19 protein-coding genes are annotated in these 21231 nt (G+C 70.4%); 5 read left to right on the plus strand and 14 right to left on the minus strand.

Features of this window, described 5'->3' with window-relative positions; translation table 11 throughout:
* Nucleotides 1–24 precede the first annotated feature (24 nt).
* The 7 genes from L0U85_RS05640 to L0U85_RS05670 form a co-directional block, all read right to left on the minus strand.
* On the minus strand, nucleotides 25–738 hold the full coding sequence (locus tag L0U85_RS05640) for a GntR family transcriptional regulator (protein ID WP_241376778.1): 714 nt from the start codon (nucleotides 736–738) through the stop codon (nucleotides 25–27).
* Nucleotides 735–1427, minus strand: a complete 693-nt coding sequence (gene urtE / locus L0U85_RS05645; protein ID WP_241376779.1) for an urea ABC transporter ATP-binding subunit UrtE — start codon at nucleotides 1425–1427, stop codon at nucleotides 735–737. Before urtE ends, L0U85_RS05640 begins: the two co-directional genes overlap by 4 nt.
* On the minus strand, nucleotides 1411–2175 hold the full coding sequence (gene urtD / locus L0U85_RS05650) for an urea ABC transporter ATP-binding protein UrtD (protein WP_241376780.1): 765 nt from the start codon (nucleotides 2173–2175) through the stop codon (nucleotides 1411–1413). The genes urtE and urtD overlap by 17 nt, the downstream gene beginning before the upstream one ends.
* Nucleotides 2172–3254, minus strand: coding sequence for an urea ABC transporter permease subunit UrtC (gene urtC, locus L0U85_RS05655; RefSeq protein ID WP_241376781.1), 1083 nt, complete (start codon nucleotides 3252–3254; stop codon nucleotides 2172–2174). The genes urtD and urtC overlap by 4 nt, the downstream gene beginning before the upstream one ends.
* Before the next feature lie 69 nt (nucleotides 3255–3323).
* Nucleotides 3324–4208, minus strand: a complete 885-nt coding sequence (urtB, locus tag L0U85_RS05660; RefSeq protein WP_241376782.1) for an urea ABC transporter permease subunit UrtB — start codon at nucleotides 4206–4208, stop codon at nucleotides 3324–3326.
* 29 nt (nucleotides 4209–4237) lie between these two features.
* Nucleotides 4238–5512 carry an urea ABC transporter substrate-binding protein gene (gene urtA / locus L0U85_RS05665; protein WP_241376783.1) on the minus strand — a complete coding sequence of 425 codons (1275 nt, stop codon included), beginning with the start codon at nucleotides 5510–5512 and terminating at the stop codon, nucleotides 4238–4240.
* Nucleotides 5513–5755: 243 nt separating this feature from the next.
* A complete protein-coding gene (locus L0U85_RS05670) occupies nucleotides 5756–7225 on the minus strand; it encodes a beta-lactamase family protein (RefSeq protein WP_241376784.1) in 1470 nt (489 codons plus the stop codon).
* A gap of 84 nt (nucleotides 7226–7309) precedes the next feature.
* Here L0U85_RS05670 and L0U85_RS05675 point away from each other — a divergent pair, with 84 nt between their 5' ends.
* On the plus strand, nucleotides 7310–7981 hold the full coding sequence (locus L0U85_RS05675) for a TetR/AcrR family transcriptional regulator (protein ID WP_241376785.1): 672 nt from the start codon (nucleotides 7310–7312) through the stop codon (nucleotides 7979–7981).
* Between the two features lie 41 nt (nucleotides 7982–8022).
* On the opposite strand, the gene L0U85_RS05680 is transcribed toward L0U85_RS05675, so the two are convergent.
* Nucleotides 8023–9735, minus strand: a complete 1713-nt coding sequence (locus tag L0U85_RS05680; protein WP_241376786.1) for a DUF2264 domain-containing protein — start codon at nucleotides 9733–9735, stop codon at nucleotides 8023–8025.
* Nucleotides 9736–9788: 53 nt separating this feature from the next.
* Nucleotides 9789–10256, minus strand: a complete 468-nt coding sequence (locus L0U85_RS05685; protein ID WP_241376787.1) for a MarR family winged helix-turn-helix transcriptional regulator — start codon at nucleotides 10254–10256, stop codon at nucleotides 9789–9791.
* A gap of 105 nt (nucleotides 10257–10361) precedes the next feature.
* Here L0U85_RS05685 and L0U85_RS05690 point away from each other — a divergent pair, with 105 nt between their 5' ends.
* A complete protein-coding gene (locus L0U85_RS05690; protein ID WP_241376788.1) occupies nucleotides 10362–11381 on the plus strand; it encodes a pirin family protein in 1020 nt (339 codons plus the stop codon).
* 34 nt (nucleotides 11382–11415) lie between these two features.
* Here L0U85_RS05690 and L0U85_RS05695 read toward each other — a convergent pair whose 3' ends face one another.
* The 4 genes from L0U85_RS05695 to L0U85_RS05710 form a co-directional block, all read right to left on the minus strand.
* Nucleotides 11416–11976 (minus strand): hypothetical protein, encoded by a 561-nt coding sequence (locus L0U85_RS05695; RefSeq protein WP_241376789.1) that lies wholly within the window; start codon nucleotides 11974–11976, stop codon nucleotides 11416–11418.
* Between the two features lie 59 nt (nucleotides 11977–12035).
* Entirely contained in the window at nucleotides 12036–14279 is a 2244-nt protein-coding gene (locus L0U85_RS05700; protein ID WP_241376790.1) for an MMPL family transporter, read from the minus strand.
* A gap of 120 nt (nucleotides 14280–14399) precedes the next feature.
* Nucleotides 14400–15008: a TetR family transcriptional regulator gene (locus L0U85_RS05705; protein ID WP_241376791.1), complete on the minus strand. Its 609-nt coding sequence runs from the start codon at nucleotides 15006–15008 to the stop codon at nucleotides 14400–14402.
* A gap of 74 nt (nucleotides 15009–15082) precedes the next feature.
* The gene (locus tag L0U85_RS05710; RefSeq protein ID WP_241376792.1) at nucleotides 15083–16114 is read right to left on the minus strand and encodes a beta-propeller fold lactonase family protein; all 1032 of its coding nucleotides are present in this window, start codon (nucleotides 16112–16114) and stop codon (nucleotides 15083–15085) included.
* Nucleotides 16115–16175: 61 nt separating this feature from the next.
* On the opposite strand from L0U85_RS05710, the gene msrB reads away from it, so the two are divergent.
* Both msrB and L0U85_RS05720 read left to right on the plus strand, forming a co-directional pair.
* Nucleotides 16176–16562 (plus strand): peptide-methionine (R)-S-oxide reductase MsrB, encoded by a 387-nt coding sequence (gene msrB / locus L0U85_RS05715; protein WP_241376793.1) that lies wholly within the window; start codon nucleotides 16176–16178, stop codon nucleotides 16560–16562.
* A gap of 64 nt (nucleotides 16563–16626) precedes the next feature.
* Nucleotides 16627–18171 (plus strand): serine/threonine-protein kinase, encoded by a 1545-nt coding sequence (locus L0U85_RS05720; protein ID WP_241376794.1) that lies wholly within the window; start codon nucleotides 16627–16629, stop codon nucleotides 18169–18171.
* Between the two features lie 6 nt (nucleotides 18172–18177).
* Here L0U85_RS05720 and L0U85_RS05725 read toward each other — a convergent pair whose 3' ends face one another.
* Entirely contained in the window at nucleotides 18178–18696 is a 519-nt protein-coding gene (locus L0U85_RS05725; protein ID WP_241376795.1) for a hypothetical protein, read from the minus strand.
* 56 nt (nucleotides 18697–18752) lie between these two features.
* Here L0U85_RS05725 and hrpB point away from each other — a divergent pair, with 56 nt between their 5' ends.
* The gene (hrpB, locus tag L0U85_RS05730) at nucleotides 18753–21212 is read left to right on the plus strand and encodes an ATP-dependent helicase HrpB (RefSeq protein ID WP_347177364.1); all 2460 of its coding nucleotides are present in this window, start codon (nucleotides 18753–18755) and stop codon (nucleotides 21210–21212) included.
* Nucleotides 21213–21231 lie beyond the last annotated feature (19 nt).

Here is a 21231-nt window from a genome sequence, read left to right on the forward strand (position 1 = left end):
GGTTTGCTCTCTCTCAGGCAGACGTCAGGGCAGGACGGCGTTGGCGAGGTGCGCCCAAGACAGGGCCGCCTCCGCTCGGGTGACCACTATGGATCTGGAGGTCTCGATGTGGCGGGTGAGGATCGTCGTCGACTCCTCATAGCGTCCTTCGAGGGCGCCTTCGGCGATGGCGATGTGCTCGGCGATGGTCGTGGCCATGCGCTCGTCGGTGAAGTAGTCGAACATGCGGGCGGGCCGGATGCGGTTGTTGACGGCCTTGAGCGCCTCGGCCAGCTGCGGGTTGCCGGAGGAGGCCAGCAGGGTGACGTGGTAGCGCTCGTCGGCGTCGACGAAGCCGGCGTCGGGGCCGGGCGGGGCATCGCGGAGCCGGTACCAGCGGTCCAGTTCGGGGCCGAGGAGGTCCCGGTCGTGGACGATCCCGGGATCGGCCTCGGCGCGCTCGAGGCCGCGCATTTCGAGGACGAGGCGGACCTCGTAGAGGTCGTTGAGCTGGTCGATGCGGGGCCGGTACGGGTAGAGCCCTTCGGGTTCACGGGCGACCAGGCCGTCGGCGACCAGACGGGACAGGGCCTCGCGCACCGGAGTGCGCGAGACGCCGTAGTTGCCCGCCAGGCGCTCCTCGCCGAGGCGACGGCCGGGCTCGTAGCGCCCGGCCATGAGGTCGGCGCGCAGGGCCATGTAGACGCGCGCGGCGAGCGGCTCGTCCGACTCCGGCAGGGCAGTGAACTCCGCACTCATATCGCCATGGCCTCTCTGACGCGGGTGTCTGCGTCGGCCCCGGTCTCGCCTTCGGAGGCGATCCGGCCCGACTTGAGCACGTAGTAGCGCTGCGCGGCCTGGAGAGCGAAGCCGAGGTGCTGCTCGACCAGGAGCACCGAGAGCCCGCCGCGCTTCGCCAGGCCCACGATGGTGGATTCGATCTCGGCGACGACTGTCGGCTGGATGCCCTCGGTGGGCTCGTCGAGGATGAGCAGGCGCGGCTCGGTGATGAGCGCGCGGGCGATCGCGAGCTGCTGGCGCTGGCCTCCGGAGAGCAGCCCGGCCTGGCGGCCGAGGAGACCGCGCAGGGCCGGGAACAGGTCGAGCTGCTCGTCGACGAGGGCCTTGCCCCGTTTGCGGCCGTCGGCGACCAGTCGCAGGTTCTCGGCGGTCGTCAGGTGCGCGAAGCACTGCTGTCCTTGGGGGACGTAGGCCATGCCGGCCTTGACGCGTTTGTTGGTTGCCCTGCCGGTGACGTCGGCGCCGTCGAAGGAGACGGTGCCGTCCATGGCGCCGATGAGGCCGACTACGGCGCGCAGGAGGGTGGTCTTGCCGGCGCCGTTGTGGCCCATGACGGACACGACCTCGTCCGGCCCGACTTCGAGGTCGATGCCGTGGACGACGGCGGAGCGGCCGTAGCCGCAGGTGAGGTTACGCAGCCGCAGCATCGGCGGCCTCCTTGTGGTCGCTGGTGCCGAGGTAGACCTCTTGAACCTTGGGGTCGGCCGAGACCTCGTCTACCGATCCGGCGGCGAGGATGGTGCCGCCGTGGAGGACGGTCACGCGGGAGGCGTTGGCGCGCATGAAGTCCATGTCGTGCTCGACGACGGCGACCGCCCGCTCGGCGGCGATGTCGTGCAGGAGCCGGCCGGTGGTCTCGCGCTCGTCGTGGCCCATGCCCGCGATCGGTTCGTCGAGGAGGAGGACGTCGGCGTCGCCGACCAGGAGCATGCCGATCTCCAGCCACTGCTTCTGGCCGTGGGCCAGGATCCCGGCGAGGGTGTCGGCGTGGTCGGCCAGGCCGATGCGTTCCATGGTGTCGGTGACCGCGGCCGGGAGTGCTCTGCGGCGGCGCAGGAGGCTCCAGGGGCCTCGCCCGGATCCGGCGGCGATGTCGAGGTTCTGCGCGACGGTGAGGTTCTCGAAGACCGTGGCGGTCTGGAAGGTCCGGCCGATGCCCTTGCGGGCGATGTGGTGGACCTTCTTGCCGCGCAGTTCCTCGCCGTCCTTGAGGACCGATCCGGTGTAGCCGACCAGGCCGGTGACGGCGTCGACGAGGGTGGTCTTGCCCGCGCCGTTGGGTCCGATGAGGAAGTGGACCTCGCCGCGGCGCAGTTCCAGGTCGACGCCGCCGACGGCCTTGAAGCCCTCGAAGTCGACTTCGATGTTCTTGCAGGTCAGTGCGATGTCGTTCATGCTGTCGCCTCCACGGGTTCGGGGCGGTTCTTGACTCGGATGCGCCTGGCCAGCGCCGGGATCGATGAGATCCCGCCGGGCAGGAGCGCGATGACGACGACGAACAGCAGGCCCTGGGCGTAGGTCCACGCCGAGGGGAACTGCTCGGACAGGGTGGTCTGGGCCCAGGCGACGGCGAGCGCGCCGATGACCGGGCCGAGGAGGGTGCCTCTGCCGCCGATGGCGACGCCGAGGATGAACATGATCGAGGGGACGATGCCGATGCTGGCCGGGGAGATGATCCCGACGACCGGCACGAACAGGGCCCCAGCGACGGAGGCGAACAGGGCCGCGACCGCGTAGGCCACGACCTTGATGTTGGCCGAGTCGTAGCCCAGGAAGCGGACGCGCTCCTCGGAGTCGCGGACGGCCACGAGCAGCTCGCCGTAGCGCGAGCGCCGCAGTTGGAGGGAGACTGCGACGACCGCCAGGAGGACGCCCGCGGCGATGAAGTACAGCATCTGCTGGTTGACCGGGTCGTTGATGGCGAAGCCGAAGAAGTAGCGGAAGTAGCTCAGCCCGTTGAAGCCGCCGAGGGTCTGCTGTCCGATGAGGAAGATCGCGAAGGCTCCCGCGAGGGCCTGGGAGAGGATCGCGAAGTAGGCGCCCTTGACACGGCGTTTGAACACCGCCAGGCCGAGTAGGACTGCGACGGCGGTGGGCAGCACCAGGATCGCGGCGACGGTGAACGCCGGGGAGGCGAACGGGACCCAGTAGGCCGGCAGTTCCCGGACTCCCGCGAGCTCCATGAAGTCGGGGACGGCGCCGGGGCCGTTCCTGAATTCGGCGTCGGCCATCTTGAGGTGCATCGCCATGAGGTAGGCGCCCATGCCGAAGTAGACGCCCTGTCCGAGGGTGAGCATGCCGCCCCTGCCCCAGGCCAGTCCGATGCCGACGGCGACGATCGCGTAGCAGATGAACTGGGCGAACAGGCCGAGCCTGAAGCCGGACATGATGAGCGGGGCGACGGCGAACAGGCCGATCGCGGCCGCGGCGAACCCGGTCCAGGCGCCGAGTCTCGATTGGAGGAATTTACTCATCAGCGTTCACTCCGGTTCGGGCAGAGGCGAGCGAAACGAGCAGGTTGGGCGGGGCGACGGGCGCGGGCCTCATGCCAGACTCCTTGTCCGCAACGTGAACAGGCCTTGGGGACGCAGCTGGAGGAAGACGACGATGACGATGAACACGCCGACCTTCGCCAGCGACGCCGTCGAATAGGTCTCGAAGACCGCTTGGAGCGTGCCGAGGGCGACCGCGGCGACCACGGCGCCCTTGATGCGGCCCAGGCCTCCGGCGACGACGACGAGGAACGCGTCTACCAGGTAGGACTGGCCGGTGGTCGGGCTCGTGGACCCGATGAGCGTCAGGGCGACCCCGGCGACGCCGGCGAGCCCGGAGCCGATGAAGAACGTCCCGGCGTCCACGGTCCGCGAGGAGATCCCGGCGGTCTCGGCCAGGTCCCGGTTGCCTACGACGGCGCGGATTCTCCGCCCCGCCGGGGTGAGCCTCAGGACCAGCGTCACGGCCGCCACGGCTACGACGGCCAGCGCCATGATGAACAGCCGCGTCTTGGGGACGGTCGTGCCGAGGAGGTCGACGCCGCCGCGAAGGAACTCCGGGACGGTGACGTTGACAGCCGGCGCCCCGAAGACATCGCGGGCGACCTGCTGGAGGATGAGCCCGACGCCGAAGGTCACCAGGAGGGTGTCGAGGGGCCGGTGGTAGAGGTGGCGGATGAGCAGCGTCTCCAGGACGAGGCCCATCGCGCCGCCGACGGCGAAGCCGAGCGGGAGGGCGATCAGGAGGGAGACTCCGGCGTCCCCTACGGCCTGTTGGACGACGTACGCGGTGTAGCACCCGGCCATGATGAATTCGCCGTGCGCCATGTTGATGACGCCCATCTGCCCGAATGTCAGCGACAGGCCCAGGGCCGCGAGCAGCAGGATCGATCCGGTGCTGAGTCCGGTGAACAGCTGTCCGACTATGAGGTCCACGCGTGGTCTCCTTCCTGATCGCGCTCGGGCTAGTCGGTTACCTTGAGGTCGGCGGCCCAGTCGTAGCCGTCGAGGAACGGGTCGGGCTCGATGGGCCCTTCGGACTCCCAGACGGTGTAGAGCAGGCCGTCGGCGGAGATCTCACCGATGCGGGCGGTCTTGGAGACGTGGTTGTTGTCGCCGTCGATGACCACGGTGCCCTCGGGTCCGTCGAAGGCGATGCCTCCGGCGGCCTCCTGGACGTCGTCCACTGCGAACGACTCGGCGGCCTCGACGGTGGCGGCCCACAGGTGGACGGAGTTGTACGCGGCCTCCATCGGGTCGGAGGTGACGCGCTCGGAGCCGTATTCGGCCTTGAACGCGTCGACGAACGCGGTGTTGGTCTCGGATTCGACTGTCTGGTAGTAGTTCCAGGCGGCGAGCTGGCCTTCGATGTTCTCGATGCCGATGCCGCCCACCTCTTCCTCGGCGATGGAGACGCTCATGACTGGCATGTCCTCGGGCGTCAGGCCGACGTTGGTGTACTCGCGGAAGAAGGCGACGTTGGAGTCGCCGTTGAGGGTGTTGAAGACCGCGTCGGCTCCGGCGGCGTTGACCTGCTGGACGATGGTGGAGAACTCGGTGGAGCCGAGGGTGACGTAGTCCTCGCCGAGGACCTCGATGCCGTGGGCTTCGGCGTAGGCGTTGATGATCGCGTTGGCGGTGCGGGGGAAGACGTAGTCGCTGCCGACCAGGTAGAGCGATTCGACGCCGGTCTCGGCGAGGTAGTCGAGGGCGGGGATGATCTGCTGGTTGGTGGTGGCGCCGGTGTAGAAGATGTTCTCGCTGGCTTCGAGGCCCTCGTACTGGACGGGGTAGTACAGCAGGGAGTCGTTGTCCTCGAAGACCGGCAGCATCGCCTTGCGGGAGGCAGAGGTCCAGCCGCCGAAGACGGCGGCGACGCAGTCCTCGCGGATGAGCTTCTCGGCCTTCTCGGCGAACACGACCGGTTCGGAGGCGCCGTCCTCGGCGACGATCTCGATCTCCTTGTCGAGGACGCCGCCGGCGGCGTTGATCTCCTCGACGGCGAGGTAGATGGAGTCGCGGACGGTCGTCTCGGAGATGGCCATGGTGCCGGACAGGGAGTTGAGGGCGCCGACCTTGATCGTGTCGCCGGAGGTGTCCAAGCAGGATTCGGCGGCGGCGGCCTCTTCGCCGGCGCGGGCGCCGCAGGCGGCGGTGGCCGCGGCGGTGAACACTACGGCCGCTGATGCGACGAGGGCGCGGGCCGTCGGGCCGGAGCGGCGTTTGAAGCGGTGTGGCATGCGGTGTCGACCTTTCGCAGAGGAGTCTCCCGACGCCGGGGGCGGCAGGGCCTGCAGGGGGCACCGCCGCAGGTCGCGGCGGTGTACAAGTGCGTATACAACGGCGTATCCGCTATCCGTAAAAGCTAGGGCCGCGATGTTTCGCCGCAATGCCTGTCAAGTACAGGCCGGTGAACTGTGGTTTCTTCGCCGTAAACAAGCCCGCACAACCGCTGAATCGGATCGAGAGGCCGATCCCGCCGGTCATCGACTCGCGGCGAGCCGCCGGAACCCGGCCCACAACCGCACGGCCGCCACTAGGAGCGCGGCCAGCGCGAGCGCGTACAGGGACCAGCCCATGTCCGGGAGCAACAGGACCAGCAGGGAGCGGTTCGGGAACAGTCCCGGCACGGCCACGCCCGCGGCATACGCGACCGCCAGGCCGCCGATCGTCCAGCAGGCCATGCCGGCCGCCACCCGTCGGCGCGGTGCCGAGCGCCACCCGCCCCGCCGGATCCGGCGCAGCGTCCACACCAGTACCAGCGCCGCGGCCGACAAGAGGGCGAGCAGGACGGCGAGGATCGCCGGGTACGTCGGGTCGCTTGCGGGCACGGCGGCTTCTCCTCCGGCGAGGACGCGGGCCGCGTTCAGCATCGCGCCGACGAGCGCGCCGTCCTGGAAGAACCCGTACAGGTTCTGCACCATGACCACCGCGCGGTCGATCTCGGGCAGCAGGATCACGCCGGCGAGGTAGCCGGGGGCCGCGCCGGTGTGCCAGACGGTCGAGGTTCCCAGGTCGGCGTTGCGGTCGTCGACCCTCCAGCCGAGTCCGTAGGAGACGGTCTCGTTCATCGGGGCGGCGCCCGTGTGAGTCTCGGCCACAGAGGACGGCTCCAGGACGCGGGTCTCACCGAAGACACCTTCGCCGAGTTGGGCCATGCCGAAGTGGGCCAGGTCGGTGACGCTGCCGCCGAGGTAGCCGTAGCTCGGACCGGTCTGGTCGAAGGAGACGTCGATGCCGACGGGCCGCCCGAATGCGTAGGAGTGCCCGTCGGGCACCGCGGCGGCGTCTTCGCGCGTGGCGACGGCGCCGTCCATGTCGAGCGGGTCGAGCACTGCTTCGCGCAGGTACTCCGCATACGGCATGCCGCTCGCGGATTCGACGACGGCGCCGAGTACGAGGTAGTTGGCGCTCGCGTATCCGAACGCTTCGCCGGGCCCGGCGAGCGGCCGGACGCCGGCTAGGTCGGCGACCGCGTCGCCGTAGGGGTCGGCGCGGTCCTCGAACCGGTCGGTGATCCCCGTGCCCTCGGGGATGCCGCCGGTCTGCTGGAGCAGGTGCCGCACGGTGATGCGGTCGGAGTGGTCCTCGTCCGCGAGGCGGAACCCGGGCAGGTATGCGGTGACCGGCTCGTCGAGGTCGATCGCGCCGTCCTCGACGAGGGTCATGACGGCGGTGGCGGTGACGGGTTTGGCGACCGAGCCCCACAGGAACGGGGTCGACTCGGTGACCGGTTCGCCGTCGCCGTCCTCGCCCCAGGCGACGACGTGCTCGATCTCGTCCGGGGTGACGACCGCCCAGGAGGCGCCGGGGACGTCGGTCGCCTCCAGCCGGGCCTGGAGATAGTCGTCGATGCGGGCGTGCGTGTCCGGGTCCGCGCCTTGGTGGTGGGCGGCGGTCCCGGCCAGGAGCGACGCGGCGACGGCGATGCCGGTGAATGCGGTGGTGTGCATGGTCTCCTCGGGGTGTCGGCGGGGAGGTCGATAACCATACGCTCATATGGCTATGAAATAACCATACATATATATGATTATGAGATGCCGAGGACCGCAGACCACGACCTCCGCCGCTCCCAGATCGCGGCGGCCGTCCACCGCCTCATCGCCCACGCGGGGCTCGACTCGGCGACGATGGCCGCGGTGGCGCGCGAGGCCGGGATCTCGGTGGGCCTCGTGCAGCACTACTTCCACTCCAAGGACGACCTGCTGCTGTTCGCCTACCGGCGCACGACGTCCGATCTGCTGGAGCGCGTGGCGAGGCACGTCGCCGAGGGCGAGGCGGCGAAGGAGTCGATCGCGGCGGTCATGCTGACCTGTCTCCAGGAACTGTGGCCACTCGACGAGCCGCGCCGCGGCGAGCACCGGGTCGGCCGCGCCTTCCACGCCCGCTCGCTCGACAACCCGACCGTCGCGGCGGTTGCGCGCGAGACCGCCGCGACGCTGCGGACCCAGATCGCCACCGCGGTGGACAACGGCAAGCACTGCGGCGAGGTCGAACCCGGCACCGACACCGAGCTGGCGGCCGTCCGCCTCTCGGCGGTCGTGGACGGCCTGGCCGACCAGCTCTACCGAGAACCGGAACGGCCCGTGGGAGACCGGCCACTCCACTCCGCCGCAGTGGAGATCCTGCGCGCGAGCCTGGCCGACATCTTCAGCGGCGAATGCCACCACCACGATCCCGACTGGATCGACCCGGTCGATCGGAATTGACCGGGTCGACGTCGCCGCGTTGTACCGTTGTGGCCGGGTTTTCAGTTCCGGCCGATGACCAATAACTCTTGGCCGATATATATCAGTGACTTCAGGACGTGGCGGCCCGGTTCGAGCAGGCCCCTGAGCACCGGCAGCCACGTGCTCGGCCAGTACAAGTGCGTGCCCGGCATCGGCTGGATCAGTGCGGCCTCGCGGTTGGAGCTGCCGTCGATGATCTCGCTGCGGATGCCCTGGCTGGTCACGACGACCTTGTTCTCGGAGACGTCGGCGACGTGGCCGTCGCGCGGGACGCACCAGCCGCCCTCACCGGTGTGGAGGGTGCGGCCGGTCTCGATGATGTGCACGCGGGCGTGCCAGCCGTCGAGGGACGCCTCCAGGGACGTCGTGACCGAGACGTCCTCCCAGGGCTGCCAGCTGACCGTGAGGACGCCCTTGTCGTCGATCGCGCCTTCCTCGGAGTCTTCGCGGCCCCGCCAGTGGCGGCCGTCCTCGGACAGCATCAGGGCGCCGTCGGGGACGGCGCACTCGAGCCCCGGCCCGGCGACCGAGTGCGAGAACCCGCCGAGCGTGGAGTAGGCGAGCTTCCCGTAGGTCTCCTGCCCGCCGCGCGCCCACGGGTGCCAGGCCTGGCCGTTCAATCGCGTGACGTTCCCACCCTGGTCGCGCACGTGGACGGCGCGCGCGGCCCGGTGCGGCTCGATCCCCGGCCCCGGCTCGGCGGCCTCCACAGTCCAGAAGGGATGCGTCGGCTCGGCCAGGAGCCCCGCGAAGATCTTCGTGGCCCACCAGGGGGAGCCGCCGGTCAGGTACTGCTCCACGAGTGCGTGGTTCGGGTAGGCGTAGCCGACCGTCAACCGCCCCTCGGGATCGAGGATCGGCTTGTCCCACCACCATTCGAGGTGCCTGCGCGCGAACCCGGCGGCCTCGGCCCACGGAACGGCCTCCACATCGGCGGCGGCCAGCGCGCCCCACATCGAGCCCTGGGCGAAGCGGTAGCCGAGGCTGCGCCCGTAGGGGACGGCGGCGCCGTCGCCTGCGAACCAGGACCGGAACCTGCGGGCGAACGCGGCCGCGGTCTCGACGTACCGGTCGTCGCCGCTCAGCCGGTAGTGCAGCAGCGCGTAGGTGTGGAAGGCGAAGGGGTTGTAGTAGTCGACCCGTCCGCCGGGGCCGTCCTCGAACACGGCGTCGCCGAGGAGGAACTCCCCCATGCGCTCCAAGTGCGCGGTCGCGACGCTCCTGTCGCGCTCGACGCCGATGCCGTCGAGCCCGTGCCCGGCGAAGACCGGGAAGTAGTGCCAGTTGGTGTCGCACACGTCGGCCGCGTACGCGTCGCTCAGCCAAGCGGCGACCTTGTCTTTGGCTTTGGGCTCCATGGGTTCCCAGAGCTTGTCGGGGGCCAGTGCCAGGCTCCACCCGACGGCTGCGGCCTCGACGCAGCGCTGCCCCCCCAGCCTCACGTCGCCGATGTACCAGGCGTCCTCAGGGTCGAGCGCGCGGACGAGGCTCTCGGAGAGGCCGCCCCACACGTCGTCCCCGACGGCGTCCTTGGCGGCCGCGAGGCCCCACAACGGCCGGGTGAGCAGCTCGAACCAGTCCTCGGCGTGGGAATGGTTCGACATCGTCACCGGCATCGCCTCGGGGCCCTCGCCGGCGAGCTCGGCTGCGGGGCGGCCGATCGCCAGAGCCGCGGCCTGCCAGCCGGCGTAGGTCTGTTCCAGTGGTCCGTGTGTTCGCAATGGGGACGTCACAACGGCACACGCTATCAACGCGTTCGGCCGACGGCAACCCTCCGGGCGCGCCGTCAGTCGGTTTCGCAGGTGGCGAGGTTGGCTTCGAGGCGGGAGAGGATGCGTCGGAGGTCGTCGCGGTCTTCGGGGGTGAAGCCGGCGCAGGTGATCGCGTCGAGGCGGCGCCAACGGTCCTCGATCTGACCGAGGAGGTCCTTGCCCTCGTCGGTGACGGCCACGACGGTCACGCGCTTGTCGGCGGGGTCGGAGCGGCGTTCGACCAGGCCGGTGCGTTCGAGGCGCTGGAGCATCTTGGTGACCGTGGAGGGGTCGATGCCCAGTTCGGCGACGAGGCGGGACTGGCGGGTCTCGCCGTTGTCGGCGAGGTGTCCGAGCATGATCTCCTGGCCGGGGTGGAGGCCGATCTCGCGCAGGAGCCGCGCGGCGGCGGCGCGGTGCGCACGGGCGACGCGGAAGAGCGCGTGGCCGACTCCGCCCACGCGTGCTTCGGAGTCGCAGATGTCGCTTCCGGGGACCTTCATGGCGGCTCCCTCCTCTCGTGCGTCCAAGGGTAGCAATCATTGGCCGGCCAATGATATTGTTGGCTGGCCAAGGTTTTTACGGCTGGACGACCGGAGGAGGCCCTCATGCCGGCAGTGACCGCGCCCGACATCCTCGCGCTTGCGCGCATCGACGCTCCCGGACTGGAGGCTCGGCCGCGGGCGGTCGCGAAGGTCGTCGACTCGATCCGCACCCTGGAAGGCGGGGGCTTCCCGGTCCGCCGTCCGTTCCCCACCCAGAGCCTCATCGACGGGACCGACCCGTTCCTGCTGTTCGACCACATGGTCGCCGCCTACGAGCCGCGCGAGGCCAAGGGCGCCCCCTGGCACCCGCACCGCGGCTTCGAGACCGTCACCTACCTGATGGACGGGACGTTCGTCCACACCGACTCGCACGGGGGAGGCGGCGTGATCCGCGGCGGCGACACGCAGTGGATGACGGCGGGGTCGGGGCTGCTGCACGACGAGCTGCCCTCGGAGAAGCTCGTCATGACCGGCGGTGTCTTCGACGGCGTGCAGCTGTGGGTGAACCTGCCGAAGTCGGCCAAGTGGAACCCGCCGAACTACCAGGACATCAAGGGCCAGGGCCTCACGCTCGTCGCCTCGACCGACGGCGGCGCCCTGGTACGAGTCATCGCCGGCGAGGTCGCCGGGCACGCCGGCCCCGGGCGCACGTACACGCCGATCACAATGGTCCACGCGTCCCTGTCGCCGGGCGCCCAGGTCCGCGTCCCCTGGCAGCACTCGTACTCGGCGATGGCCTTCAGCCTTCACGGCGACGGCCACGTCGGCGACGAGCGGCGCCCGCTGCGGGAGTCGCAACTGGGGCTGTTCGCGGGGACCGGCGACTACATCACCGTCGGCGCCGGGCCCGAGCAGCACCACACCACCGGGCAGATGGAGGTCCTGCTCATCGGCGGCGAGCCGATCAACGAGCCGGTCGCCCGCTACGGCCCGTTCGTCATGAACTCCAAGGCGGAGATCCTCCAGGCCGTCGAGGACTTCCAGTCCGGGCGCATGGGCCAGATCCCGGCGGGGACCGAAGGCCGCGAGCACGCGCCCGACCCCGACGATCCTTGGGTCCCGGGCGGTTTCGAGCAGGACTAGCAAGAGGTGAAGGGCGGCCCCGCGGGGCCGCCCTTCAGCTTTCGACCGGCGCGGTCTCGAACCACCATCCCAGGACCAGGCTCAAGGCGACCACGGACGTCACGGTCGTGGTCGCGGCCAGCAGCCCAGCGCCGAAGAGCCAGCCGATGAGCAGGCCGACGCCGACCATGTAGGACGCCCAGGCCGCTCCGGCGATCGCCGCCATGCGGCCGTGCGGGTAGTCGGGTGTGGCGACGGCGGCCCATGCCAGGGCGGTCCTGCCCGCGGGCAGGAATCTGGCGACGACCGTCGTCCGGCGCGGTCGGCGCCTGAGCGTGCCTCGCAGCTTGATCTCCAGGTGGGTGATCTTGGCCGAGTTGAAGATCGGCCGACGCATCCTCGCGCGCGCGTGCCGCAGGGCGTGGAAGCCCAGCACGTCCCCGATCCAGGACGCCAAGGCCGCCCACGCGATCAGGGTGACTATCAGGAGCGTGTCGCCGACGAGGAAGCCGGCGATGGTCGCGACCGTGGTCGCGCTCGGGATCATCGGCACGAAGAAATCAGCGATGACCAGCGCGGCCAGCAGCAGGGCCACGACCGGCAGACTGAGACTCATTGCATTCTCGTATTCACTTCGGGGAGTGGGGCGGGCCTCCGGCGCGCCCCACTCCGCTGCTATTTCGCCGTCGCCCCGACGAGCTCGGGCTCGTCGGCGCGCTCGGTCTCGGCGAGATGCCGCTGCAGCTTCTCGCCTTCGACGTCGACGTTCGGCAGGATCCGGTCCAACCACTTCGGGATCCACCAGCCGCCGCGGCCGAGCAGGGCCATGACCGCCGGGATGATCGCCATGCGGACCACGAACGCGTCGAAGGCGACCGCCGCGGCCAGACCGAAGCCCATGGCGGCGATGAACACCTCGCCGCTGAAGATGAACGCGGCGAACACGCTGATCATGATGAGCGCCGCGGCCACGACCACCCGCGAGGAGTGGGCGTATCCGTCCTGGATGGCCTGCTTCGACGCCTCGCCGCCGACGTAGGCCTCGCGGACCCTCGTGAACAGGAAGATCTGGTAGTCCATCGCCAGACCGAACACGAGCCCGATCATGATGATCGGCATCATCGACATGATCGGCCCGGGCTGCTCGACGCCGAACAGGCCGCCCATCCAGCCCCACTGGAACACCGCCACAAGAGCACCGAGAGACGCGAAGACGCTGAGGACGAATCCGAGCGTCGCCGTGATCGGCACCATGATCGAGCGGAACACCAGCAGCAGGATCAGCGTCGCCAGTCCGACCACGACGAGCATGTAAGGCACCAGCGCGTCGTTGAGACTGTCGGAGATGTCGATGTTGATCGCCGTCTGGCCCGTGACCGCCCAGTCGGCGTCGCCGCTTCCGGCGAGGACGTCGCGGATCTGGTGCACGAGGTCGTTCGTCGCCTCGTCTGCCGGCGCGGTCTCGGGGATGACGGTGACCAGGACGGTGTCCCGGGCCTCGTTCGGGAACGCCTGGCCGACCACGGCGATGCCGTCGACCGAGTTCAGGTCGTCGGTGACGTTCTGGGCCGCGGCGATCGGGTCGGCGTCCCCGCCCAGGTCGCCGACGATGAACAGCTGGCCGTTGAAGCCCGCGCCGAAGCCCTCGCTGACGAGGTCGTAGGCGCGCCGCGCGGTGTTGTCCTCGGAGGACGACCCGGCGTCCGGCATGCCGAGCTCGAGGTCCATGGCGGGCACCGCGATCGCGCCGAGGCCGATGATGCCGACCAGCCCGACCAGGACCGGGTGGCGGGTGACGAACCCGCCCCAGCGGCGTCCGCCGTTCGGCTTCTCGTCGTGGCGGCCCGCGGCGATGCGGTCCCTCTGGCGGCTGGTGAAGACGCGCTTGCCGGTGAAGCCGGCCAGGGCCGGCAGCAGGGTCACGGCGATGAACACGGCGATGAGGACGGTGACGGCCGCGGCGGCGGCCATCTCGGTGAGGAACGGGATGTTCACGACCGACAGGCCCAGCAGCGCGACGATCACCGTCAGCCCGGCGAAGAAGACCGCCGATCCGGCGGTGCCGACCGCGCGCCCCATCGCGTCGGCGCGGGCGGCCCGGTCTTCGACGCGGCCGTCGGCGGCCAGTTCGTTGCGGTAGCGCGAGAGGATGAACAGGGCGTAGTCGATGCCCACGGCCAGTCCGATCATGGTCGCGAGGGTGCCGGTGTCCTCAGAGACGTCCATGAAGGAGGTGGCCGCCAGGATTCCGGCGGTGGTGAGCATGACGCCCAGGACCGCCGTGACGATCGGCAGCCCGGCCGCCAGGAGCGCGCCGAAGGTGACGACGAGGACCACCAGGGCCACGCCGATGCCGATGAGCTCGGTGAGGCCGCCGATCGGGATCTCCTGCAGGACGTCGCCGCCGATCTCGACGGTCAGCCCGGCGCCGCGGGCGGTCTCGACGGTGTCCTCAAGGTAATCGACGGTGGTCTCGTCGAGCTCCATCGAGGGTTCGGCGTAGGTGACCTGGAGGACCGCTATGTTCTGCCCTTCGGGCGCGATCATGCCGATCGGATCGCCCTCGGGGTCGGTGTCGAACGGTCCGGTCACATTGGAGACCTGCGGCGACTCCCGCATCACCTCGACCGCCTCGACGATGGTCGCGGCTTCGTCTCCGTCGGTGAGAGGTCCGCCGTCTTCGGAGGCGAAGACGATCTGCGCGGTCGCGCCGTCGGCGCTCTGGTCGGGGAAGCGTTCTTCGAGGAGGTCGAACGCCTCCTGCGATTCGGTGCCGGGAAGCCTGAATTCGGGGTCGGTCTCCTGCTGGAGTGTCGCCGCGGCGGCGCCGACGCCGCCGACGATGAGGATCCAGACGGCGAGGACGAGCCATCGCAATCGATAGGATCCCCTGCCCAGACGGTAGAGGAAGGTAGCCACTGGTGGGTGCTCCGTTCGCGGTTCAGTACCCGGCCCCGCCTGGTGTTGGGTGTGGCGGCGGGGCCGGGTGAGCGGTGTTCTTCACCGACGTGTTCGACGGCGGGTTTCCTGGTATTGCCCTTATTCGGTTATAGGTCTGGTGATCCCGGCTTCGAACTGCGCGAACGACTTCGCTATGACCGCTTCGAGCGGTTCGGCATCGGGGTCGGCGATCCACTGCTCGTTCGCGATCTTCATCGAGATGAGCGCGCTGCCGAGCACGAGACGCGGATACAGGTCGGTCGGCTCGGTTCCGGTGGCCTGGGCGACGATGCCGACGGCGTCCTGGAACAGCTCCATGAACTGGCCCGCCTGATGGGTGATCAGGGTGGGTGAATTCCGCACTATCGCCTCCCTGCACTGAAGCAGCTGCACGTCGTACGCGTCGCTGAGGTGGAGGCTGATGCACGCGTCGCGCAGCGCGTCCCAGATCGGCTGGTGCCGGGAGCGCTCGCGGAGATCGTCGAGGAGCTTGCGCGTCATCTCACTGAAGTCGTAGAGGAGCGCTTCCTCCTTGCCGCGGAAGTAGTTGTGGAAGGTGCGCGTGGACACGCCCGCCGCTGCGGCGATCTCGTCGGGACTGACGGCCTCGATGCCGTCCTTCTCCATGGCGAGGCGGAACGCCGCCTGGCTGAGCGCGGCCTTGGTGGCGGCCTTCTTGCGCTCGCGGAGCCCGGTCGGTTCTGCCATGAGTGCAACACTAATATGAGTTTCCGCCGTTCACAAGATTCACTCAATGAAATTTTGCAGAAGGCGCAAGTTTTCTAAGTGAGAGGCGTCACACACGAGACGCCGAGGCAGTCCCAGGCGGTGACCGGGACTTCCCCTCCGGTCGGATCGACGAGGGTGACGACGCCGCCGAACTGACAGGCCACCAGCAGTTTCCCGTCGGATCTGAGCGTCGCGTCGCGCGGCCACGAGGCGCCGGCGGGCACCGAGCGGATCAGGGCCGGAGCGGCCGGGTCGATGACGGCGACCTGGTCGGTGCCGCGGACGGTGACGTACGCCAGGCCGCGTTCCTCGTCGGGCACCACCGCACCCGGATAGGGCCGCGGCACGTCCTCGGGCAGTCCGATGTCCGGCAGTGCCGCCAGGTCGGCCGGGTCGGTGCCCGGCAGCGGCAGCCTCGGGCCGAGCTCGAACGTCCCGGACGAGGCGTCGAAAGAGCCGATGACGACGGCGTTCGCCAGTTCCCCGGCGATGACCGCCCGGTCGCCCACGAAGGCGAGGTGGCGGGGACCGAAGCCGGGCTCGAAGGCGGTGAACCCGTCCGCCTCCAGTTCCCCGGCCGCGTTGAGCCTGAAGACGTGGACCCGGTCGGAGCCGAGGTCGACCACGAGGACGCGGCCTGAGCGGCAGACGATCTGGTGGGCGTGCGGGCCTGCTTGGCGGTCGGGGTCGGGACCGGTGCCGACCAGTGGGAACACGTCCGAGGGCGCGTCCAGTGAACCGTCGGGACCGATCGGCAGGACCGCGACAGAACCGCCGCCGGCGGCGTTGCCGTAGTTGGCGACCAGCAGCCACTCACCGGACGGGTGCACGGCCGCGTGGCACGGGTTCGCCCCTCCGGTGGCCTGCGCGGTGCCGACCTCCCGCGGGACGAACGTCTCACCGAGGCGCCAGGCCGCTGCGAAGCCCGGCTCGGTCTCGGTGACGGTGTAGACGGTCCCGTCCGGGCCGCCGGTCGCCACCCAAGAGGGATTCACCGCCGGCGCGGGCGTCGCGAGGCCGTCGGGGCCGGCGACTACCAGCCCGGGGCCGCCATCGGTCGTGTAGTCGCCAAGGAGGTACCGCATTGAGCCGATCTTAATGGTCGCGAAGCGGCTCTGGCAGATCCCTCGGATTAGACTCGATGCCATGACCGACGACAAGTGGCGCGAGAAGCTGAGCGAGGCCGAATACCGCGTGCTGCGCGAGGGCGGCACCGAGGCGCCGTGGACCGGAGAGTACGTCGACGAGAAGCGCAAGGGCGTCTACCGCTGCCGCGCCTGCGACGCCGAGCTGTTCTCCTCCGACACCAAGTTCGACTCCCGATGCGGCTGGCCGTCCTTCTGGACCCCGATGGCCGGCGACCGCGTCGAACTGCTCGAAGACCGCAGCTTGGGCACGGTCCGAACCGAGGTCCGCTGCGCCGACTGCGGATCGCACCTGGGCCACGTCTTCTACGGCGAAGGCTGGGACCTCCCCGAGGACGCCCGCTTCTGCATCAACTCCGTCAGCCTCACGCTCGAACCGGACGTCTGAACCCGAAACGGCCCCGACTAAGCTCACCTCGAAACACTTCCCCGACGCTGAAGAGAGGGCCGAGGTGCAACTCGGGACACTGATCGCGGGCCGCTACCGCCTGGACGACCGACTCGCCGCCGGCGGCATGGGCGAGGTGTGGCGGGGAACCGACACGCGCCTCAACCGCGTCGTCGCCATCAAGCTCCTGCACTCCGGACTGTCGGGCAACGACCGGTTCCGCGCCAGGTTCCACCAGGAGGCGCAGGCCGTCGCCGCCCTGCAGTCCCCCGGGATCGTCGCCCTCTACGACTACGGCGAGGAGCACAGCCCCGAAGGACTCGTCTCCTACCTCATCATGGAGCTCGTCCAGGGCCAGTCCCTCGCCGCCCTCATCCACCAGCGTGGACGACTCTCGCCGGCCGAGACGATGAAGATCATGGCCACCGCCGCCGAGGCGCTCGACGTCGCCCACCGGGCGCACATCATCCACCGCGACGTCAAGCCCGCGAACCTGCTCGTGAACGAGGAGGGCGCGGTCAAGATCGTCGACTTCGGCATCGCCTCGGCTCGGGGCCAGGCCGGACTCACCGAGACCGGCACGGTCATGGGGACGCTCTCGTACGCCTCGCCCGAGCAGCTCGCCGGCGGCGACCTGTCCGGCGCCACCGACCTCTACTCGCTCGGCATCGTCGCCTACGAGTGCCTCTGTGGCCGCACCCCGTTCCCAGGCAACGACCCCGCCGCGGTCATCACCGCGCACATGACCGGCCAGCCCGCGCCGCTGCCGCCCGACGTCCCGCAGCCGGTCGCGCAGATCGTGATGCGATGCCTCGCCAAGGACCCGCGCCAACGCTTCGGCTCGGCGGGCGAGCTCGCCCAGGCCTGCCGTACCGGCCGCCCCGGCTCGGGCACCACGGCGATGCTGACCCCCGCACCGCCCGGAGAGACCTCGCCCGCGACCCGGCCGATGGCCCACGGCGCGGTCCCGGCCTCGACCGGGGCCATGACGCAGGCGATGAGCCCCGGTGACCAGTCACCGCCGCCGGGCCGCGACCTGCCGCCGCCGCGAGACTTCGAGGAGCCTCAGCGCAGCAAGACCGTCCCGCTCCTCATCACAGTGACCGGGGTGCTGGTGCTCATCGTCGCGCTGGTGATGCTGCAACCGTGGTCGCGCGGCGCCGACGACACCGGCGACGTCGGCGACGGCAACAACGCCGCCGCGACTCCGGCGGACGCGGAGGACTCCCCCGCCGCCGACGAGTCCACCGCCGAACAGGAGCAGCAGGGCTCCGATCAGGAGGACGAGGAGGACGACGAGTCCGACGACGAGTCGGAGGAGATCGCCGAGGAGACCTCCGAACCCGCCGAGACCGGACCCGAGCTGGCCGAGCTGCCGGACGTGACCGGCGACCTGGTCGAGGACGCGATCGCCGAACTCAATGACGAGGGCTTCGGGAACGTGGTGACCGAGCCGGTGTCGCAGGGCGGCGCCGAGGAGATCGCCGAGGACGAACTGTGCCGGGTCGACACCCAGAGCCCGCCGGGCGAGACCGACGCCGGGTACCCCTACAACACCGAGATCACCCTGCGGTACTGGAACGACCCGGTGGCAGGCTGCGGCGTCTGACCGCGGTCAAGGCATCTCGGTGACGGCGTTGCCCTCGGCGTCGAGGACGTACCAGACGTCGTTGACGCCCTGGCCGGTCACATCGCCGGGCGCGACGTCGTTGGCCCAGTAGTACAGCGGGTGGCTGTTGTAGGTCACCTGCATGGAGCCGTCGTCGCGTTCGACCGAGCCGACCAGCGATTCGTCGAGTCCCTCTGCGACCGAGGCGTCCCCCTCGCCGGTCAGCGGCGGCCAGGCCTCGGCGCACTCGTCGTAGCAGGTCGACTCCCCTCCCTCATCCGGGGTGAACAGGTAGAGCGTCATGCCGTCGGCATCGGCGATCACCTGGCCGAGCGTCGTGTCCGCCAAGGCGAGCTCGACGCCCTCGGCCGCGCCGTCGGTCTCCTCGGTCTCAGGCGCGCCGTAGCCAGGGTCGCCATCCGAACCGGAGTCGTTGTCGTCGTCGCCGCAGCCGGCCAGTGCCAGCCCTGCGACGAGCATTGCGGTGGCGGCGGCGAGGCCGCGGTACTTCGTCTCGATCTCCATGTCGGTGACGCTATATGCGCTCGCCCTCGATGTCATGGAAATCGGCTCAGGCGACAATGGTCGGCATGCCCGTCCTACCCGACTTGCCGATCCGGTCGTCCCTGCCCGAACTGCTGCGCGCCGTCGACGCCACCGGGACCGCGGTGCTCGCCGCTCCCCCGGGCACCGGCAAGACCACGCTCGCGCCGCTGGCGCTGGCGGGGCTGCTTGACGACGCCGCGCCGGCTCGTCGGGTGCTGGTGGCCGAACCGCGGCGGCTCGCCGCTCGGGCGGCGGCTAAGCGGATGGCGGCGATCCTGGGCGAGCGGGTCGGCGAGCGCGTGGGATACCGGATCCGGGGCGAATCGCGCCGGTCGGCGGCGACGCGCGTCGAGGTGGTGACGACCGGCGTGCTGCTCAACAGGCTGCTGGCCGACCCGGAGCTGCCAGGCGTCGACGTGGTCATGCTCGACGAGTGCCACGAGCGGCACCTGGAGACCGACACCGCCTGCGCGTTCCTCATCGAGACCCGCCAGGTGCTCAGGCCGGAGCTGGCTCTGGTCGCCGCCTCGGCGACCGCGGACGTGAGGCTTTGGACCGGGCTGCTCGACGGCGCGCCGGTCGTGGAGTCCGAACCGATGCGCCATCCGGTCGAGATGCACTGGCTGCCGCCGAGGGAGCGGATCACTCCGCCCGACGGCCTGCGGGTCGATCCACGGTTCCTGACGCATGTCGCGCACGTGATCGACCGGGCGCTGGCCGCCGACGACGGCGACGTGCTGTGCTTCCTTCCCGGTGCAGGTGAGATCCGGCGTGTCGCCGAGACACTCGACTACCTCGATGTCGATATATATCAATTGCACGGGTCGGTGTCGTCGGCCGAGCAGGACGCTTCGATGCGCCGGAACCCGCGGCGGCGCAGGGTGGTGCTGTCGACCGACATCGCCGAGTCGAGCCTGACCGTTCCCGGAGTGCGCGTCGTCGTCGACGCCGGGCTGGCGCGGCGGCCGATCATCGACCACTCGCGGGGACTGCCGGGCCTGACGACGGTCGCCGCCTCACGGGCCTCGTGCGACCAGCGCGCCGGGCGGGCCGGACGCGAAGGCCCGGGCGCGGTGTGGCGGTGCTGGAGCGAGACCGAGCACGCCCGCCGACCGGCGCAGCCGACCCCGGACGTCGACTCCTCCGATCTGACCTCCTTCGCGCTCCAGGCGGCCTGCTGGGGGACGCCGGTCGCCGAGCTGGCGCTGCCCGCGCAGCCCGCCGCCGGGGCATTGGAGGCGGCCGAGTCCGCGCTGACCTCGCTCGGAGCGATCGACGCCGACGGCGCCGCGACCGCGCGGGGCAGGACTCTCGCGAAGGTGGGCCTCCACCCGCGCCTGGCCAGGGCTCTCGTCGACGGCGCGGAACGGGTCGGCACCGCCAAGGCCGCGGAGGTGGCCGCCGTGCTAGGGCTCGACCGGCGCGGGAGGGTCGACGACCTGCTCACCCAGTGGCGGAGCCTGCGATCGAGCCGGGACCGCCCGTGGCTGAGCGAGGTCCGCAGGCTGACGTCGAGTGCGCCCGAGATCGACCGCCGGGTGAGCGATGACGAGGCGGCCGCGACAGTCGTCGCCCTGGCGTTCCCCGAACGCGTGGCCAAGCGGAGCGGCGGGCAGTGGCGGACCGTGGCGGGGACCGGCGCGGTGACCGCCGACGGGTCGTCGCTGGCGGGGAGCGAATGGCTCGCCATCGCCGACGCCGACCGCTCTCCCGGCCGCGCGGCGGCGATCGTCCGCGCGGCCGTGCCGATCGACGGGGAGCTGGCCTGCGAACTCATCGGCGACCGCGTCGAGGAGCGTGTCGAGTGGGATCGGCAGCGGCGGGACGTGGTCGCGCGCGAGGTCCGCGCGCTCGGCGCGATCGAGGTGTCCGCGAAGCCGCTGCGCCGGGCCGACCCCGCGCTCATCGGCGCGGCCCTGGCGGAGGGCCTGCGCTCGGAGGGACTGGGGCTGCTGCGCTGGTCGGAGGAGTCGAAGCGGCTGCGGGAGCGGATGGCGTTCTGCCACCGCCGGATCGGTGAGCCGTGGGCGGACGTTGGCGACGCGGCGCTCGTGGCCGGCACGGACTGGCTGGAGCCGTGGTGGTCGCGATCGCGCAGGCGCGGCGACGTCGAGGCGATCCCGGTGGCGCAAGCGCTGCGGAACCTGCTGCCGTGGCAGGCGAACCTCGACGAGGACGCGCCGGAGGCGCTGCCCGTCCCGAGCGGGCGGAGCGCACGCCTCGACTACTCGGGCGAGACGCCGGTGCTGGCGGTCAAGCTTCAGGAGATGTTCGGCGCGGTGGACACGCCCACGGTCTCCGGGGTTCCGGTCACGCTGCACCTGCTGAGCCCGGCCGGGCGGCCCCTCGCCGTCACGGCCGACCTCAGGTCGTTCTGGGAGGGCCCGTACCAGCAGGTGCGCAAGGAGATGCGCGGACGCTACCCCAAGCACCCGTGGCCCGAGGATCCGTATTCGGTGCCGGCGACCGCCAAGACGAAGCGACGCCTTCGGTGAACCTCGCGCCCCTCGCCCG

It is taken from the genome of Glycomyces sp. L485 (assembly GCF_022548875.1).
In the GTDB taxonomy this organism is placed as follows: Bacteria; Actinomycetota; Actinomycetes; order Mycobacteriales; family Micromonosporaceae; genus Glycomyces.

Coding starts and splice junctions, on each gene's coding strand:
- L0U85_RS05640 (WP_241376778.1), bottom strand. CDS start 738: ATGAGTGCGGAGTTCACTGCCCTGCCGGAGTCGGACGAGCCGCTCGCC.
- urtE (WP_241376779.1), bottom strand. CDS start 1,427: ATGCTGCGGCTGCGTAACCTCACCTGCGGCTACGGCCGCTCCGCCGTC.
- urtD (WP_241376780.1), bottom strand. CDS start 2,175: ATGAACGACATCGCACTGACCTGCAAGAACATCGAAGTCGACTTCGAG.
- urtC (WP_241376781.1), bottom strand. CDS start 3,254: ATGAGTAAATTCCTCCAATCGAGACTCGGCGCCTGGACCGGGTTCGCC.
- urtA (WP_241376783.1), bottom strand. CDS start 5,512: ATGCCACACCGCTTCAAACGCCGCTCCGGCCCGACGGCCCGCGCCCTC.
- L0U85_RS05670 (WP_241376784.1), bottom strand. CDS start 7,225: ATGCACACCACCGCATTCACCGGCATCGCCGTCGCCGCGTCGCTCCTG.
- L0U85_RS05675 (WP_241376785.1), top strand. CDS start 7,310: ATGCCGAGGACCGCAGACCACGACCTCCGCCGCTCCCAGATCGCGGCG.
- L0U85_RS05685 (WP_241376787.1), bottom strand. CDS start 10,256: ATGAAGGTCCCCGGAAGCGACATCTGCGACTCCGAAGCACGCGTGGGC.
- L0U85_RS05690 (WP_241376788.1), top strand. CDS start 10,362: ATGCCGGCAGTGACCGCGCCCGACATCCTCGCGCTTGCGCGCATCGAC.
- L0U85_RS05695 (WP_241376789.1), bottom strand. CDS start 11,976: ATGAGTCTCAGTCTGCCGGTCGTGGCCCTGCTGCTGGCCGCGCTGGTC.
- L0U85_RS05705 (WP_241376791.1), bottom strand. CDS start 15,008: ATGGCAGAACCGACCGGGCTCCGCGAGCGCAAGAAGGCCGCCACCAAG.
- L0U85_RS05710 (WP_241376792.1), bottom strand. CDS start 16,114: ATGCGGTACCTCCTTGGCGACTACACGACCGATGGCGGCCCCGGGCTG.
- msrB (WP_241376793.1), top strand. CDS start 16,176: ATGACCGACGACAAGTGGCGCGAGAAGCTGAGCGAGGCCGAATACCGC.
- L0U85_RS05725 (WP_241376795.1), bottom strand. CDS start 18,696: ATGGAGATCGAGACGAAGTACCGCGGCCTCGCCGCCGCCACCGCAATG.
- hrpB (WP_347177364.1), top strand. CDS start 18,753: ATGGTCGGCATGCCCGTCCTACCCGACTTGCCGATCCGGTCGTCCCTG.